Here is a 15,869-nt window from a genome sequence, read left to right on the forward strand (position 1 = left end):
AATTCCTCCCTAAAGTTCAAATCTTCTTTGCTTACATTCTTCCATATAAGCTACACACTCTGCATAAAATCGTGGTGTAGGCACTTTCTTATGTTTTTTGCAAAATCTTAGAAACCATCTTAGAGTCAATTAAATCACCTCCCTTCTACTTTTAGCTTCTTCTATTACCTCGCTTAAATCTTTTCCTTTGTTTTGTTCTATAAAATCATCTAAATCGTAGCTCGCTACTTTTGTAGCTCTTTTATTTCGTATTACTGGAATTAAGTCTAAATCAATTAAATCTTTCAATGTTTCATTACCTATATTTAACCTTTTTCTAACTTTCTCTTTTGGTATTAATTCGTTTGGATACCCTCTTTGCATCAATATAACTATTTTTTCTTTATCTGTTTTTTTCTCTATTTCTTTCTTTGCATTTTTTACTTCTTGTAATATTATTGTTTTTATACTTTCATTAAAAAGTTCTCCAATATTTAAATTTTCCATATTAAATCACCACCATTTTAAGAATATTCTGTATTTAGTTTTCAAAGCTCTAACCTAACATTGATATTTGATTGTTCTTTTTAAACTTATTAATAAAGTATATTTGTCCCTTACCAGTAATCTTAGGTGTTTTAGTAATACTTGTATGACCATCTGGATGTACTCTTGTACCTTCTTTTGTTTCTATAACTCCTAAATCTACACTTTTTTGAGTTGGTGTATTGTAATCCTCGCCTTTACGTTTTATTAAGTAACCATTATTTCTTAACCAGTCAAATAATCTATTTTGCCCTGTATCAATTCCATTTTGTCTAAGCAATTTTGCTAATTCTCCAACTAGGATTGAATTGTCAGAAGATGCTACCGAATCAGCAAAAAGTACTTTTGGTTGCTGTAACTGAATTACCTTATCTTTTTCTTCTATTTCTCTACTTTTCTTTTCTATTGTTTTATTTGCTACAATTAATGCTCTAGCCATAACTTTTTCGGGACTATTCCAGTCTTTTTCAATTTGTAGAAAATACTTTCTAGCTTGTTTTCCTTTTTCATTACGCTGTATCATAGCTATTTCTTTTGCCATATCTAATTTAATAACATGATTTTCACTTGGTCGTCCTCCAGTACTTTCTTCCAAAATTGGAATAAAGTCTTCATTTATTGTAAATCCATATTCACACATTCTTTTAAACCAAGTTGTATAATTGGAATTCACTTCTAAAAATTCATGTAATTCTCTAGCATTTACTATAGGTTCTTGATTTTCATTTATTTCAACTTTTATAAGTTCATTCATGGCAATCTTCCTTTCAGTATTTTTAGTGTTATTCAATGTTACTTACTTTAGTTGCAAATTTTAAACCTAGTACAGCTTCATATAAATTATCTATATTTCCTGTTACAATATTCCAAATTTCTTCCTCATCTTTTTCTATCACATCATCTTCAACTATTCCTATAAACTCATCTTCCAACTTTAGATAATTTCTTATTGCTATGTATAGCTTTAGAGCTGCGCTAGAAATTGGTTTAAGTTTTACATTTGGTAAATCAATTAGTTCATTACCTATACTAGATTTTAAGTGCTGATATCCTAGAAATTGATTGTTATAAATTTCTGTCATTTTCGAAACTATTGTAGTTGGTGGCATTCTTTTATCATTTTCATATGCTCTCAAACTTTCTACAGATATACCTAATTGTTCAGATGCTTTTTCTTGTGTTAAATTGGTATTTTCTCTTGCTTTTTGATAAATATTTTGGTACTCATATGACATTTAGTTTTCCTCCATTTCGTATTATAATTAACCTATAACTAAAAATACTTAATTATTGTGACATTTAGTTACTCTTATTTATAAAGTGTAATAATTTCAAATAAATTTAGATATTGTATTCATTAATTATGCTTTCATCTTTAGTTTCATATCGCAACATTTTTCCCAAAAAAAATTTCATCTGGGAAAGCATCTTCTAGTGAAACATTTAATGCTTTTGAAATATTTATTGCTACTGTTACACTTGGATTTCTTCTACCAGATTCAATCAAAGAATAGGAAGACCTGCTTATTTTTGCGTTTTCAGCTACATTTTTTTGTGTTATTCCAAGCTTGTGTCTTAATTCATATAATTTATGTCTTTTTATATCATTCATCTTTTCACCTCGTTTCATTATGTAACATCTTATATTTACATTATAATGTTACACATTGTAACTGTCAAGAGTTTTTCGAAATTTTAGTTACACTTTGTTACTAAAATTGAAATGTTACATTTTGTAGAGTATAATAAATTCAAAGGAGGTGCATTATGTTAGGAGAAAAAATCAAAAGTCTTAGATTAGAAAAAAATATGACTCAAGAAGAATTTGCCGAAAGTTTATGTATTTCCAGACCAGCTTTATCTTTATATGAATCAAATAAAAGAAAGCCTGATTTTGAAGTTCTAAAAAAAATCGCTGAATACTTTAATGTTTCTATAGATTTTTTACTTGATAACAACATAAAAGATAAAACTAATTATCCCAATAAAAATAACTCAAGTTCAAATGAAATAGATGAGGAAGTAGAAGTGTTGGTTGATATGATATATGAACTAGATAAAGATGATAGAGAAACTGTTATAAAAATACTTGATGCTCTAATTAATAAGCATAAATAAAAATATTTTTATTTATGCTTATTAATTTTATAATGCTCAATATAATAAGTTAATAAACAATATTATATACCTTTGAAAAAATTAAAATGTATATAATATTGTTTATATAAATTAGCTCCCAAATGTCATTTAAATCATTCTTAATGTGCACACCTTATTACTTTTATTATAACTAATAAAAATATATATACTTATTTCTCTTTTAATTCTATATATAAATATATTACTATTTTCATAAAACTTTCATAATCATATTTATATTCTTCCTTTAATTTTCTTATAATAGCAACAAGTCTTTCTCTATCATTTTGCATATTATCACCCCTTTTCGCCCTAAATAAGAACTTACGTTCTCTAAAATAGTTAGAATCTTCCCTTTTTTAAAACTTAATTGAAAACCGAATAAATTAAAACTGTCTTTTAAAATTACTTTTCTTATATTTACTTTATCTAGATAAAGTTATTTCTTAACTACATTCTAGCACAAATTTCCAACAAAAATTGTGCGAATATTGCACATTTATTACAAGAAATTACACAAAATAACATATATAAAATTATCTAAAAGGTAGGTTGAATATATGTTAAAAGAATTACGAAAAAAGAAGAAATTGACACAAGTAGAGTTAGCAAAAAGAGTTGGTTGCCATAGAAGTCAAATTTCTAGGTTAGAAAACAATGAGGATAAAGATTTAACTATCCCTATTCTTATTGAATTAGAAATAGCTTTAGGATTGGAAGAAAAATATTTAGTAAATTATTTTACTGATGAATATATAAAAAAAAGAAAATTGCATAAATAATTCGAATACTTCTATCAAATACTACTTCTGATATATAATATTATTTGAGGTGAACAAATTGAGACTAAGTTTTAGTAAAAATAAAAAACTTGAATTAAACAAAGAAGAATTGGAATTAATTGAAAATTGGTTAGATAATAAATATGCAGGAGATATGACGATACCTGCTATTGTTGACTTTTCTTTAGAAACTGATATTGAGTATGAAAAAATAGTTGTTTATTTGGCAGAAAAAGTACTGGAATCACGAAATAAAAAACACTAAATACCTATGTATCTAAAAAAAGCTATTAATTATAGGGGTAAAACTCTTTTTTTAATAGTTTTTTATTTGCTCTTAATTTTATTTAAACTTATATATGCTATTATATAATTATATAAAAATCTTTTGAGAGGAGAAATTTCATGAAAGGTGGAGTAAGAAAACGTGGTGAGAAATGGTATTACTACTTTGATTTAGGTACTGTTGATGGCAAAAGAAAAAAGATAGAAAGAGTTGGTGGTAAAACAAAAAAAGAAGCTGAAAAATCGCTCCGCGATGCTATAAATGAATATGAGAACTCTGGTATAGTATTTGATGAAAGTAACATAAGTTTATCAGACTACTTAGACTTTTGGTATAAAGAATATGTAATGTTAAATTGTAAATATAATACACAACAATATTATAAACAAACAATTGAAAACCATATAAAGCCTAAGCTCGGTATTTATAAATTAAAAACGATAACTCCAACAATTTTGCAAAAATTTATAAATACTAAATATAGGGATGGGTTTAGTAAAAACTCAATTAATAATTTTTATACTGTACTAAGTACTTCTTTAAAATCTGCTGTCTATCCATATAAATATATAAAAGAAAACCCTATGCAGTATGTTAAAATACCGAAAATGAAACAAATAAAAGAAAAGGAAAATTTAAAAATAATAAGTATAGAAGACTACAATAAAATATTAAATAGATTTCCTAAAGAATCTAATTTTTATATCCCTTTACAAATCGGATTTTATACTGGTATGAGAGTTGGAGAAGTTACAGCACTAAGATGGGATGATATAGACTTAGAGAATAAAATTATAAATGTTAGGCATACTCTAATAGATAAAGGAAAAGGGCAATTTGAACTTGGCACTCCAAAAACTGCAAGTTCTCAAAGAATTATACATATTGGTGATAAATTAGTTAAGATACTAAAGGAACGCAAAAAATTTAACAAAGAAATGAAATTAAAATTAGGAGAATGGTATATTGATTCAAATTGGGTATGTACTAAAGATAACGGGGAACATATAACAGCTAATAGTATAAAATATTTAAGTAGAGTTATAAATTATGAACTTGAAATAGATTTTAATTTTCATAGTTTAAGACATACACATGCTACAATGTTATTAGAAAATGGTGCTAATATAAAAGATATACAAAAACGACTTGGGCACAATAGAATATCAACTACAATGGACACTTATTCACATGTAACTGATAAAATGAAAAATGAGACTGTAGAGATTTTTGATAATATTGTAGATTAAATTTGCCACCGAAAACGCCTTACGGTGGCAAATCGGTGGCAAATACAATATATTATCAATATATTAATCTATATAAATGTTGCTATTGCTTGATTATCTTAGCTACAGTTTCCACATGTGTAGAATGAGGGAACATATCTACAGGCTGTGCCTCAATACATTTAAATCCATGCATATTTAGATAATCTAAATCCCTTGCTAAAGTAGAAGGATTACAAGAAACATAAACAATTCTCTCAGGATTCATTGAAACAATTGTCTCTAAAACCTTTTCGTCACAACCCTTTCTAGGTGGGTCTACAACTACAACATTAGCAGCCTTACCCTCACTATACATCTTAGGGACAACCTCTTCTGCCTTACCCACATAAAATTCAGCATTATGTATATTGTTTAACCTAGCATTTACTTTAGCATCTTTTATAGCATCTTCTATAATTTCTATTCCATAAACTTTTTTAGCCTTTTGTGCTAAAAATAAAGATATTGTACCTATACCACAATAAATATCAAAAACAGTATCAGTATCCTTTAAATCTGCATATCCAAGAGCTTTATCATATAATACCTTAGTTTGCATAGGATTTACTTGGAAAAATGATAATGGAGAAATCTCAAATACTAAATCTCCTATATAATCATTTATTTTACCATCTCCATACACAACTATATTCTCTTTTCCAAGAATGGCATTCGTATTTTTTTCATTTATATTTACAACTAAAGTCTTAAATCCAGGTATATTTTCCTCTAATACTGAAGCTAATTCTTTAAGATATGGAAGTCTATTTCCATGAGCAACTAATACAACCATTACTTCTTTAGTCGTAAATCCAATTTTTGTCACCAAATGTCTAATTACTCCAGTCTGAGCCTTTTCATCATATATGCTTACCTTATAAGCTCTTATATATGTTTTTATTATCTTAACAATTTTATCATTTAGTTCATGTTGTATTACGCATTTTTCTGTCGATATTACATCGTGAGTCTTCTTTTTATAAAAACCAATAATAGGAACTCCATTGTTCTTTTGTATTGGAAATTGAGCTTTATTTCTATATCTATATGGCTTCTCCATGCCTATAGTATCATGAACTATCACATCATCCAACTTACCTATTCTTGTAAGTACTTGTTTAACTTCATTTGTTTTCATTTCAAGTTGTTTATTATAGTCTAAATCTTGTATTTGGCACCCTCCACAATCCTTAAGATTGTCACTACACACTCTTTTTACTCTAAATGGAGACTTCTCTATTATTTCAACAATGTCTCCTACTGCATAATTTTTCTTGACCTTATTAATTTTAACTTTAACTTTATCTTGTATTAATCCGCCCTCTACAAAAACTGTAATACCATTGTACTTTCCAACGCCTACTCCACCTTGTCCAATGTCTACTATATCTACAATATACATCTCGTTTTTTGAAAGCATAAATCACCCTCCAATCACCATATTAAATTTAAACCCTTACAAATTTTTTTCTTTAAATTTATATTAAAATCGTGCTATTAACTAAACTATATTTTTTACTAAGCTACAATATTTTATTTTACCAAAAAAAAAGGAGCTTATAAAGCCCCTTGACAAAATAAATTTATTATTTTCTTATAAAACTCTAGTTGAACCTCTATATATTACACCTCTTGATGCATCTACTGTTACAACTTCTCCATCTGTTACTAGATTAGTTATATCATTTGCAGACACAACAACTGGTATATCTAAATTTATTCCTACAATAGCTGTATGCGATGTCATTCCACCATTTTCAGTTACTACAGCTCCTGCTTTTTCTATATAATTGTTCATTTCAGCATCAGTAGTTGTAGAAACTAATATATCTCCTTTATTGAAGTCTACACAAGTATCTCCATTTTTTATTATACGAACTTTACCTTCTACTGTTTGATTACCTACACCTATCCCTTGAACAATTTCTTCACTTATTACATGAACTTTTATTAAGTTAGTAGTTCCGCTCACTCCTACTGGTACTCCAGCAGTTATAACTACTAGTTCTCCATTATCTATATAATCCGCTTGTCTAGCTGCTTCTATTGCCTTTTCTATAACTTCATCTGTATTTCCTGCAACAGAAGATTTAACTGGATAAACTCCCCATGTAAGAGCTAGTTTATTCATAGTTTTTTCATTATTTGTAGTAGCTATTATTGGAGATTTTGGTCTAAATTTAGACACCATTCTAGCAGTATAACCTGAAGAAGTAGATGTTATTATAGCTGATGCATTTAAATCTACAGCTGTTGTACAAGTAGCATGACTTATTGCATCTGTTACTGTAACATTATTAGTACCATTTTCCTTTAACAATCTATCATAATCCAAAGTTTCTTCTGTTCTTTTTGCTATTGTAGCCATCATCTTTACAGCTTCTACAGGATATTTCCCAGCAGCAGTTTCTCCAGATAACATTATTGCATCTGTTCCATCATATATAGCATTAGCTACGTCTGTAACTTCTGCTCTTGTTGGTCTTGGATTTCTTATCATAGAATCAAGCATTTGTGTAGCAGTTACAACTGGTTTTGCTAATTCATTACATTTTTTTATCATCATTTTCTGAACTATTGGCATTTCTTCAGTAGGTATTTCAACACCTAAATCACCTCTAGCTACCATTATACCATCAGAGACTTTTAATATTTCATCTAAGTTTTCTACACCTTCTTGATTTTCTATCTTAGATATAATTTGTATATCAGTTGCATTGTTATTCTCTAAGATTTCTCTTATTGCTAGTACATCCGATGCTTTTCTTACAAATGAAGCAGCTATATAGTCTATACCTTGACTTATTCCAAATTCTATGTCGCTTATATCTTTAGGAGTTATTGCTGGTAAATTTATTTTTACACCAGGCACATTTACTCCTTTATGATTTTTTACTATTCCAGAATTTTCAACGATACATATTATATCTTCACCTTTTATTTCTTTTACTCTTAAACCAACTAAACCATCATCTATTAGTATAGAATCTCCTACTTTAACATCTTCAGCAAGACCTTTATAACTTACTGTACATATTTCTTTAGTTCCTACAACATCTTTCATAGTTATAGTAAATTTTTGTCCTTCTTCTAAAGATACCTCTGGGTCTGCAAAATTACCTGTTCTAATTTCTGGACCTTTAGTATCTAATAATATAGCAACTGGTTTATTTAGTTTTTCTCTAACTTTTTTTGCCATATCTATTCTTTCCTTGTGTTCTTCATGTGAACCATGGGAAAAGTTAAATCTGCACACATTAAGACCATTTTGCATAAGTTGAGTTAAAACTTCTTCACTTTGTGACGCTGGCCCTAGCGTACAAACAATTTTTGTTTTCTTTACATTATTTAACATATTTGCTCCTCCTGAAATATTATTTCACAGATTTATTTTAAATACTAAAATTTATATAGATAATATTTTTGCCATTTCATAAGCTTCTTTATCAAAAACTTTCTTTTGAGATAAAGCTTCACTTATTTCTAAGTCAATTATTTTGTTTTCTTTTATTCCGACAACTCTAGCCGACTTTCCATCTAGTAATAATTCTACAGCTCTTACACCAAGTCTGCTTGCTAGTATTCTATCAAATACAGTTGGGCTTCCTCCTCTTTGAACATGACCTAATACAGTTACTCTTAAGTCTGCTCCTGATTCCTTTTTAAGCTCCTTCTCTAAATCGCTAGCACTTCCAACTCCTTCTGCCAACACGATTATACTGTGTCTCTTACCTCTTTTTTGAGTAGTCTTTAATCTTAAAGCAACTTCATCTACTTTAATCTCTACTTCTGGTACTATTATAGTTTCAGCTCCCCCTGCAAGACCTGCATATAAAGCTAAATCTCCACAGTGTCTTCCCATAACTTCTACTATATTAACTCTTTCATGAGATGATGATGTATCTCTTATTTTACCTATAGCATCTATAATAGTATTCATTGCAGTGTCAAATCCTATAGTATAATCTGTATACGCTAAGTCATTATCTATAGTTCCTGGTATACCTATAGCTGGAAATCCTAAGTCACTAAGTTTTTGAGCTCCTGTAAATGAACCGTCTCCTCCAATTACAACTAAGCAGTCAATTTTATACTTTTTAAGAATTTTTACTGCCTTTAATCTACCTTCTTCTGTTTTGAATTCTTCACATCTAGAAGATTTTAATATAGTTCCTCCTCTGTGTATAATATCTCCAACAGAAGATAAGTTCATTTCAGTTAAATCTTCTTCTAATAATCCCTTATATCCTCTATTGATTCCATATACTTTGCATCCATAATATATTGCTGACCTTACAACCGCTCTAATTGCAGCATTCATTCCTGGAGCATCTCCTCCACTTGTTAGTAATCCTATAGTTTTCATTTTTTACCTCCTTGGATTTTATGTCAAATTTTTATTATAATCATTCTTATCATATCTTAATGGACTTTTTTCGTCCCTATATCATTTTTCAATCCCATCAAGACTAAAAAAATTAAATGTCCTTAAATGTCCATTTTGTGATATTATATCACAAAACGGACAATATTTTTCATATTATTATAATATATTTAGATTTTTATCCAAAAAATTAAGCTTTTATCTTTATGTTATCCTTAGGAAGTAATCTTTCTAAATTGTTTACAAATTCATCACATATAAAAGTCGATACTCCTGTCATTTTATATGCTTTGCGCTTACCATTTATATTTTCATCCATAGGATATAAGTATATACTGTCATTACCTGGATATTGCTTTGCTATTTCTATAATACTGTAAGTTGTATCTGTATCAGACATACTATCTATTTTTAAATACAGTTTTTTACCACTTTCTAATTTAACATTTTGTACATTTTTAGTTCTTACTGAATTATATTTTTTAGCTTCAAAATCAGTATTGTCTTTTATATCTTTTATTTCTCTAGCTATAAGTTTTGCATTTTCGCCTTCTTTTATACTTAATGTTCCTTTTACATAAATTATATTGTCTTCATTCAAAATAACATTATATTTTTGTAATAACTGAGGAAAAACTATTATTTCTATTGCACCATATAAATCTTCCAACTCAATAAATGCCATAATTTCATTTCTTTTTGTGGTTTTTATCGTTTTATTTACAATCATCCCACCCATTATTGCATCTGTTTCATTCATTTGTATATATGACTCTTCATCCTCTTTTAATGAATTTAACTTTCCATTATCTATAGATGTTTTTTCTTGTAATTCTTTTTCAAATTGCGATAAAGGATGCCCACTTACATACATTCCCAGAACTTCTTTTTCAAGATTAAGTCTCTCTCTTTCTTCATATTCTGGTCTTTTAGGTAGATTATATATTTGTTGAAAGTCGCTATCTTCTTCACTATCTCCAAAAGCATCAAATAATGAAATTTGACCTTGAACATTTTTCTTTCTGTCCATAGATACACTTTCTAGTAAAGTTTCATAACCAGCCATCAAACTAGCTCTATTTTCACTTATATTATCAAAAGCTCCACATTTTATTAAACTTTCTATTACTCTCTTATTTGTATCTTTTTGGTCTAATCTCTTAACTAAATCAACTAAGTCTATAAATAATCCATTAGACTCTCTTTCATCAATTATATTGTTTATTATATTCACACCAACATTTTTTACAGCAGCCAGGCCAAACCTTATGTTGTCACCTTCAACCGAGAATTTTGAAAAACTTTTATTTATGTCTGGTGGCAACACATCTATATCTAATGCTTTACATTCTCTTATATATTCAACTACCTTATCAGTATTTCCCATAACACTAGTTATTAAAGCTGCCATAAACTCAACAGGATAATATGTTTTTAAATAAGCTGTCTCATATGCTAAAACTCCATATGCAGCTGCATGTGATTTATTAAATGCATAACGAGCAAAATCTATCATATCATCAAATATTTTATTGGCTATTTCCTCTTCTACACCATTTCTAACACATCCTGCAATTTCTATGTTACCATCTTCATCAAATTTCCCATGAATAAAATATTGTCTTTCTTCTTCCATTACATCCATTTTTTTCTTACTCATGGCTCTTCTAACCAAGTCACTACGACCATAACTATATCCACCTAAATCTCTAACAACTTGCATAACTTGTTCTTGATATACCAAACATCCATATGTAACTTCCATTATTGGTTTTAATTTCTCATGTAAGTATGTTACATCTTTTGGATTACTTTTATTTTTTATATATGCTGGTATAGAGTCCATAGGACCTGGTCTAAATAGAGATATACCCGCTACAATATCTTCAAAATTATCTGGCTTCAGCTGTTTCATAAAACTTCTCATACCAGCACTTTCTAACTGGAATACTCCTAAAGTATTTCCAGATGAAAGCATTTCATATACTTTTGGATCATCATAGTCCATCTTTGAAAAATCTATATTTTCAGTATAATTTTTTATTGTTCTATTCTTTTCTATTAAATCAAGTGCATCTCTTATAACTGTAAGTGTTCTTAATCCAAGAAAGTCCATCTTTAAAAGACCAAGTTCTTCAAGTGTTGTCATAGTAAATTGAGTTGTGATTGCATCTTGATGCTTGTATAGAGGTACATACTCGTCTACAGGATTTTTGGATATAACAACTCCTGCTGCATGAGTGGAAGCATGTCTTAACATTCCCTCTATTTGCTTTGATATATTGATTATCTCTTTTGTTTCAGGGTCTTGGTCATATAAATCCTTAAGGTTTGGATTTGTATCTAATGCCTTATCTATCGTCATTCCTAAAGCAAATGGTATTTCTTTGGCTATCTTATCAACCTTATTGTAGCCTATATCTAATACTCTTCCGACATCTCTTATTGCAGCTTTTGCACCCATTGTTCCAAAAGTTATTATTTGTGCAACATGGTCATCACCATATTTTCGCTTTACATAGTCTATAACTTCTTCTCTTCTTTCATAGCAAAAATCTATATCTATATCTGGCATAGATATACGTTCTGGATTTAGAAAACGTTCAAATAGGAGAGAATATTTTATTGGGTCTATATCAGTTATCTTAAGTGTATATGCTACTATTGAACCTGCCGCACTACCTCTACCTGGTCCTACTATAATATTATTTTCTTTAGAAAAATTTATAAAGTCCCAAACTATTAAAAAGTATTCCACATAACCCATTTTTTCAATTACATCTAATTCATAATTTAATCTATCTAGTATCTCACTATCAGGATTATCATATCTCTCTTTTAATCCATTAAAACACAATTCTCTTAAATAAGTTTCTGGTGTATATCCATCTGGTACATCGTATTTAGGAAGATGTATAGTATTAAAATCAAACTCTACATTACACATATCAGCTATTTTTACAGTATTATCAATAGCCTCTAGTGCATATGGGAATAATTCTTCCATCTCTTCTCTTGATTTCAGATAAAACTCATCACTTCCAAATCTCATTCTATTTGGGTCATTTACTGTTTTACCCATTTGAATACACATAAGAACATCATGTATTTTTGAATCCTCTTTATTTACATAGTGGACATCATTAGTAGCAACTAATGGAATACCAAGTTCTTTGGATAATTTCACCAAACCAGAATTCACTTCTCTCTGTTCTGGTAAATTATGGTCTTGAATTTCTAAGAAGAAATTTTCTTCACCAAATATATCTCTGTAATCAATGGCAAACTTTTTTGCTTTTTCATAATTTCTATTCATCAAAGCACGTGCAACATCTCCTGCAAGACATGCAGAAAGTGCTATAATCCCTTCACAATGCTTTCTAAGTTCTTCCATATCGACTCTAGGCTTATAGTAAAAGCCTTCTACATATGAAGTCGAGACTATTTTTATCAAATTTTTATAGCCTTCCATATTCTTAGCTAATAAAACTAAATGTCCTTGATATTTATCATAATTAGGGTCTTTATCTCTTAATCCACGCGCAGCTGTATAAACTTCACACCCTATAATTGGTTTTATTCCTTCTTCTATAGCTGTTTTATAAAAATCTATAACACCAAACATACAGCCATGGTCAGTAATAGCAATTGAACTCATATTTAATTCTTTAGCTCTTTTTATAAGTTTTTTCACCCTCGAAAATCCATCAAGTAAACTATACTCAGTATGTACATGAAGATGAGCAAAATCTTTTTCCATTAAATCACCTCCTGTTTTATAAATTTAATTTTACCACAAATACACGTCTTAAAACAAAAACAGAGACTTTTATCTCAAAATAGGAATTAACTTCCACCTATAGCCCTATATGTTGAAATTAATTCTTATTTTGAGATTGTCCCCTCAAATTTATTATAATGATTTTTTTTTCAAGTCTGTTGCGATTTCTTCTATTTTTCTAAGTCTATGATTGACACCAGATTTTCCTATTGGCGGGTCTAACATCTCTCCAAGTTCCTTGAGAGTCATATCTTCATACTCAATTCTAATCTTGGCTATTTCTTGTAAATTTTCTGGTAAGCTACTAATCCCTATAGTTTCTTGTATTAGTCTAATATTTTCTACTTGTCTTACGGCTGCATTTACTGTTTTAGAAAGGTTAGCTGTCTCGCAATTTACTATTCTGTTTACATTGTTTCTCATTTCTTTTACTATTTTAGTATTTTGGAGACTTAAAAGAGCGTGGTGTCCTCCTATAATACTTAACAAATCTGATATTTGTTCACTCTCTTTAAGATAAACAACATAGTTATTTTTTCTAGCCACAATTTTACTATTAAAGCATAAAGAATTTATAAGTTCTTTTAATGAATCTGCAAAATCCTCATTGTTAGTTACAAATTCCATATGATAGTTTTTTTCTGGGTCACTTATAGAACCTGCACCAAGAAAAGCTCCTCTTATAAAGGCTCTTTTACATCCATCATGTTTAACTAAACTTTCTGGAACTCTATTTATAGTAAAAAATCCCTCTTTTTCTTCCAATACACCTAACTTTTTTAATAACATTTCTGAACCCATTTCACTTGTTACCATTAACACATAACTATTATTTCTCTTTAACATTTGATTTTTATTTACAGAAATTGTAGTATTTATGCTGAAATTCTTTTTTAATAACTTAAAGACTTTACGGGCTATTGAGTTTAATTCTGTTGTTATTTTTAAATTTAGTTTTTTATATCCAACAATTTGTATACTTCCCCCTGATTTAACTAGAGCTGACAGTTCAGCTATATTACAACATTCATTCTCAGATACAATTCTCGCTAGTTCATTTTTGGTTTCAGTTGAAAAAGACATATATATCACCCATTAACTAATTTTTCTTTAACCTTTTTTTTATTTCTTGTAAGGCAACCTTTATTATCTCCTTTTCATCATCATACCTAGCTAGGTCTACCACTCTATCTAGATGGATAAATTTAGCATCAATAAAGCCTTCCTCTTTTTGTGGAATAGTATCCATATTTTTCGCTTGCATTAAGTACCAAAAAACTGTTTTATGAACTGCTCTATTTTCATCCCAGTTTTCTTTGAATGTATAATGTATTTCACCTAAATATTTCAATATATCTGCTTTTACTCCAGTTTCTTCACTTACTTCACGTAACGCTGCCTCTTGGTTATTTTCCCCTTCTTCTACTTTTCCTTTGGGTAGCACCCAATCTCCATTGAACTTCCTTAGTAAAAGAATTGTATTGCCAAACAGGACTACACCACCAGCACTAACCTCTTCTCTCATCGATGTTCACTCCTTAAAACTAACATAATGATAAGGATTTCTACACTTTTTTTTAAAATCCTTTTTTACTAACTTTTGTTGTAATTATGACTTAGGGCTAACTCAATAACTATGTTAGATATATATTTTGCATCATGTCTTATATAATTATTTTTTATTTCAATCAAATTTTTTTCTACAGTTTTTATACCCATCTCTTTTAACTTATCTTTTTGTTTTTTATCTAGTAAAACCTGTTCTGCTCCATCTTGTTTATATAAATCAAGCATTCCTTCTGGCAATATTTCGTTATTTGCTATCACATAATCTATCAAATTATTGTCAGTATGCTTTATTATCGCATTAACATGTTCTAATACATTATATCCTTCTGTTTCCCCTGGCTGAGTCATTATATTTGATATATACACTTTTGGTGCTAAAGAGGCTTTAATGGCGTCTACAACACCATCTACAAGTAGATTTGGTATTATACTCGTATATAAACTTCCAGGACCCATAATTATAATATCAGCATCATAAATAGATGCAATAACATCTCCTAATGGTTTAACATCTTTAGGATTTAAGAAAATTTCATCAATAGAACTTTTTTGATTCTTTGATTCTTCAGGTATACTAGATTCACCATTTACTATTTCACCATTTTTTAATTTAGCAACTAAGTTTACATCTTCTAGTGTTACTGGCAAAACCCTACCTGTTATAGCAAAAATCTCACTTAATTTATACACAGCTTTTTCAAAGTTTCCATATAATCCATTCATAGCAGCTAAAAATAGATTTCCAAAACTTTGACCTTTTAAAAGTCCTTCTGTAAACCTATATTGCATAACTTCATTCATAGTTGGTTCTATATTTGCAAGTGCTAATAGGCAATTTCTTATATCTCCTGGTGGAAGCATTCCTAAGTCTTCTCTTAATACTCCTGAACCTCCACCATCATCAGCAACAGTAACAATCGCAGTTATATTCTGTGTAGAGTGTTTAAGCCCCCTCAGAAACACTGATTGACCAGTTCCTCCACCTATTACTACTACATTGGGGTCTCTATTTTCGATAACAGACCTCTGAAATAACCTTACTTTTTCATTTTTTGCTTTCTTATATATAAATAACGATACAATTAATGCAATCCAACCTAAAATTCCTACAATAATAAGTAATTTAGCCATG

At 29.0% G+C, this 15,869-nt stretch carries 16 protein-coding genes; 4 read left to right on the forward strand and 12 right to left on the reverse strand.

What is annotated here, in order from left to right; genetic code table 11:
- Nucleotides 1-129 precede the first annotated feature (129 nt).
- From KGF45_RS10470 to KGF45_RS10485, 4 genes are all read right to left on the reverse strand, one after another.
- Nucleotides 130-486: a hypothetical protein gene (locus KGF45_RS10470; protein WP_227842522.1), complete on the reverse strand. Its 357-nt coding sequence runs from the start codon at nucleotides 484-486 to the stop codon at nucleotides 130-132.
- A gap of 49 nt (nucleotides 487-535) precedes the next feature.
- Nucleotides 536-1,279 (reverse strand): phage antirepressor KilAC domain-containing protein, encoded by a 744-nt coding sequence (locus tag KGF45_RS10475; protein WP_227842523.1) that lies wholly within the window; start codon nucleotides 1,277-1,279, stop codon nucleotides 536-538.
- A 28-nt stretch (nucleotides 1,280-1,307) separates the two neighbouring features.
- Complete coding sequence (locus KGF45_RS10480; RefSeq protein ID WP_227842524.1) at nucleotides 1,308-1,760, reverse strand: helix-turn-helix domain-containing protein; 453 nt, start codon at nucleotides 1,758-1,760, stop codon at nucleotides 1,308-1,310.
- Between the two features lie 146 nt (nucleotides 1,761-1,906).
- Nucleotides 1,907-2,137 (reverse strand): helix-turn-helix transcriptional regulator, encoded by a 231-nt coding sequence (locus tag KGF45_RS10485; RefSeq protein ID WP_222150206.1) that lies wholly within the window; start codon nucleotides 2,135-2,137, stop codon nucleotides 1,907-1,909.
- Nucleotides 2,138-2,292: 155 nt separating this feature from the next.
- Between KGF45_RS10485 and KGF45_RS10490 the strand changes: the two genes are divergently transcribed.
- Nucleotides 2,293-2,643 (forward strand): helix-turn-helix domain-containing protein, encoded by a 351-nt coding sequence (locus KGF45_RS10490; RefSeq protein ID WP_227842525.1) that lies wholly within the window; start codon nucleotides 2,293-2,295, stop codon nucleotides 2,641-2,643.
- 191 nt (nucleotides 2,644-2,834) lie between these two features.
- Here the strand turns inward: KGF45_RS10490 and KGF45_RS20120 are convergent, their stop codons facing one another.
- Nucleotides 2,835-2,957: a hypothetical protein gene (locus KGF45_RS20120; RefSeq protein WP_255647237.1), complete on the reverse strand. Its 123-nt coding sequence runs from the start codon at nucleotides 2,955-2,957 to the stop codon at nucleotides 2,835-2,837.
- Between the two features lie 267 nt (nucleotides 2,958-3,224).
- On the opposite strand from KGF45_RS20120, the gene KGF45_RS10495 reads away from it, so the two are divergent.
- The 3 genes from KGF45_RS10495 to KGF45_RS10505 all read left to right on the forward strand — a co-directional run bounded on the left by KGF45_RS10495 (nucleotide 3,225) and on the right by KGF45_RS10505 (nucleotide 4,982).
- Nucleotides 3,225-3,446 carry a helix-turn-helix domain-containing protein gene (locus KGF45_RS10495; protein ID WP_227842526.1) on the forward strand — a complete coding sequence of 74 codons (222 nt, stop codon included), beginning with the start codon at nucleotides 3,225-3,227 and terminating at the stop codon, nucleotides 3,444-3,446.
- 49 nt (nucleotides 3,447-3,495) lie between these two features.
- A complete protein-coding gene (locus KGF45_RS10500; protein ID WP_227842527.1) occupies nucleotides 3,496-3,711 on the forward strand; it encodes a hypothetical protein in 216 nt (71 codons plus the stop codon).
- Between the two features lie 140 nt (nucleotides 3,712-3,851).
- Nucleotides 3,852-4,982, forward strand: a complete 1,131-nt coding sequence (locus KGF45_RS10505) for a site-specific integrase (protein ID WP_227842528.1) — start codon at nucleotides 3,852-3,854, stop codon at nucleotides 4,980-4,982.
- An 82-nt stretch (nucleotides 4,983-5,064) separates the two neighbouring features.
- On the opposite strand, the gene rlmD is transcribed toward KGF45_RS10505, so the two are convergent.
- The 7 genes from rlmD to KGF45_RS10540 all read right to left on the reverse strand — a co-directional run bounded on the left by rlmD (nucleotide 5,065) and on the right by KGF45_RS10540 (nucleotide 15,868).
- Entirely contained in the window at nucleotides 5,065-6,423 is a 1,359-nt protein-coding gene (gene rlmD, locus KGF45_RS10510) for a 23S rRNA (uracil(1939)-C(5))-methyltransferase RlmD (RefSeq protein ID WP_227830025.1), read from the reverse strand.
- A 174-nt stretch (nucleotides 6,424-6,597) separates the two neighbouring features.
- Nucleotides 6,598-8,358, reverse strand: coding sequence for a pyruvate kinase (gene pyk / locus KGF45_RS10515; RefSeq protein ID WP_227830026.1), 1,761 nt, complete (start codon nucleotides 8,356-8,358; stop codon nucleotides 6,598-6,600).
- Nucleotides 8,359-8,409: 51 nt separating this feature from the next.
- Nucleotides 8,410-9,369 carry a 6-phosphofructokinase gene (gene pfkA, locus KGF45_RS10520; RefSeq protein WP_227830027.1) on the reverse strand — a complete coding sequence of 320 codons (960 nt, stop codon included), beginning with the start codon at nucleotides 9,367-9,369 and terminating at the stop codon, nucleotides 8,410-8,412.
- A gap of 208 nt (nucleotides 9,370-9,577) precedes the next feature.
- Nucleotides 9,578-13,147, reverse strand: a complete 3,570-nt coding sequence (locus tag KGF45_RS10525; protein WP_227830028.1) for a DNA polymerase III subunit alpha — start codon at nucleotides 13,145-13,147, stop codon at nucleotides 9,578-9,580.
- 153 nt (nucleotides 13,148-13,300) lie between these two features.
- Nucleotides 13,301-14,251 carry a DNA-binding protein WhiA gene (gene whiA / locus KGF45_RS10530; RefSeq protein ID WP_227842529.1) on the reverse strand — a complete coding sequence of 317 codons (951 nt, stop codon included), beginning with the start codon at nucleotides 14,249-14,251 and terminating at the stop codon, nucleotides 13,301-13,303.
- A gap of 16 nt (nucleotides 14,252-14,267) precedes the next feature.
- Nucleotides 14,268-14,693: an NUDIX hydrolase gene (locus KGF45_RS10535; RefSeq protein ID WP_003416968.1), complete on the reverse strand. Its 426-nt coding sequence runs from the start codon at nucleotides 14,691-14,693 to the stop codon at nucleotides 14,268-14,270.
- Between the two features lie 68 nt (nucleotides 14,694-14,761).
- Nucleotides 14,762-15,868 carry a gluconeogenesis factor YvcK family protein gene (locus KGF45_RS10540; RefSeq protein WP_227830030.1) on the reverse strand — a complete coding sequence of 369 codons (1,107 nt, stop codon included), beginning with the start codon at nucleotides 15,866-15,868 and terminating at the stop codon, nucleotides 14,762-14,764.
- Nucleotide 15,869: the final 1 nt, after the last annotated feature.

Origin of the sequence: Clostridioides sp. ZZV14-6154, assembly GCF_020657785.1 — a bacterium.
GTDB lineage: Bacteria > Bacillota > Clostridia > Peptostreptococcales > Peptostreptococcaceae > Clostridioides.

Bases quoted from the DNA above. Each gene is read 5' to 3' on its own strand.
- KGF45_RS10495 (WP_227842526.1), top strand. From the start codon at position 3,225: ATGTTAAAAGAATTACGAAAAAAGAAGAAATTGACACAAGTAGAGTTA.
- KGF45_RS10490 (WP_227842525.1), top strand. From the start codon at position 2,293: ATGTTAGGAGAAAAAATCAAAAGTCTTAGATTAGAAAAAAATATGACT.
- KGF45_RS10525 (WP_227830028.1), bottom strand. From the start codon at position 13,147: ATGGAAAAAGATTTTGCTCATCTTCATGTACATACTGAGTATAGTTTA.
- rlmD (WP_227830025.1), bottom strand. From the start codon at position 6,423: ATGCTTTCAAAAAACGAGATGTATATTGTAGATATAGTAGACATTGGA.
- pfkA (WP_227830027.1), bottom strand. From the start codon at position 9,369: ATGAAAACTATAGGATTACTAACAAGTGGAGGAGATGCTCCAGGAATG.
- KGF45_RS10485 (WP_222150206.1), bottom strand. From the start codon at position 2,137: ATGAATGATATAAAAAGACATAAATTATATGAATTAAGACACAAGCTT.
- KGF45_RS10540 (WP_227830030.1), bottom strand. From the start codon at position 15,868: ATGGCTAAATTACTTATTATTGTAGGAATTTTAGGTTGGATTGCATTA.
- KGF45_RS10480 (WP_227842524.1), bottom strand. From the start codon at position 1,760: ATGTCATATGAGTACCAAAATATTTATCAAAAAGCAAGAGAAAATACC.
- pyk (WP_227830026.1), bottom strand. From the start codon at position 8,358: ATGTTAAATAATGTAAAGAAAACAAAAATTGTTTGTACGCTAGGGCCA.
- KGF45_RS10535 (WP_003416968.1), bottom strand. From the start codon at position 14,693: ATGAGAGAAGAGGTTAGTGCTGGTGGTGTAGTCCTGTTTGGCAATACA.
- KGF45_RS10505 (WP_227842528.1), top strand. From the start codon at position 3,852: ATGAAAGGTGGAGTAAGAAAACGTGGTGAGAAATGGTATTACTACTTT.
- KGF45_RS20120 (WP_255647237.1), bottom strand. From the start codon at position 2,957: ATGCAAAATGATAGAGAAAGACTTGTTGCTATTATAAGAAAATTAAAG.
- KGF45_RS10470 (WP_227842522.1), bottom strand. From the start codon at position 486: ATGGAAAATTTAAATATTGGAGAACTTTTTAATGAAAGTATAAAAACA.
- KGF45_RS10475 (WP_227842523.1), bottom strand. From the start codon at position 1,279: ATGAATGAACTTATAAAAGTTGAAATAAATGAAAATCAAGAACCTATA.
- whiA (WP_227842529.1), bottom strand. From the start codon at position 14,251: ATGTCTTTTTCAACTGAAACCAAAAATGAACTAGCGAGAATTGTATCT.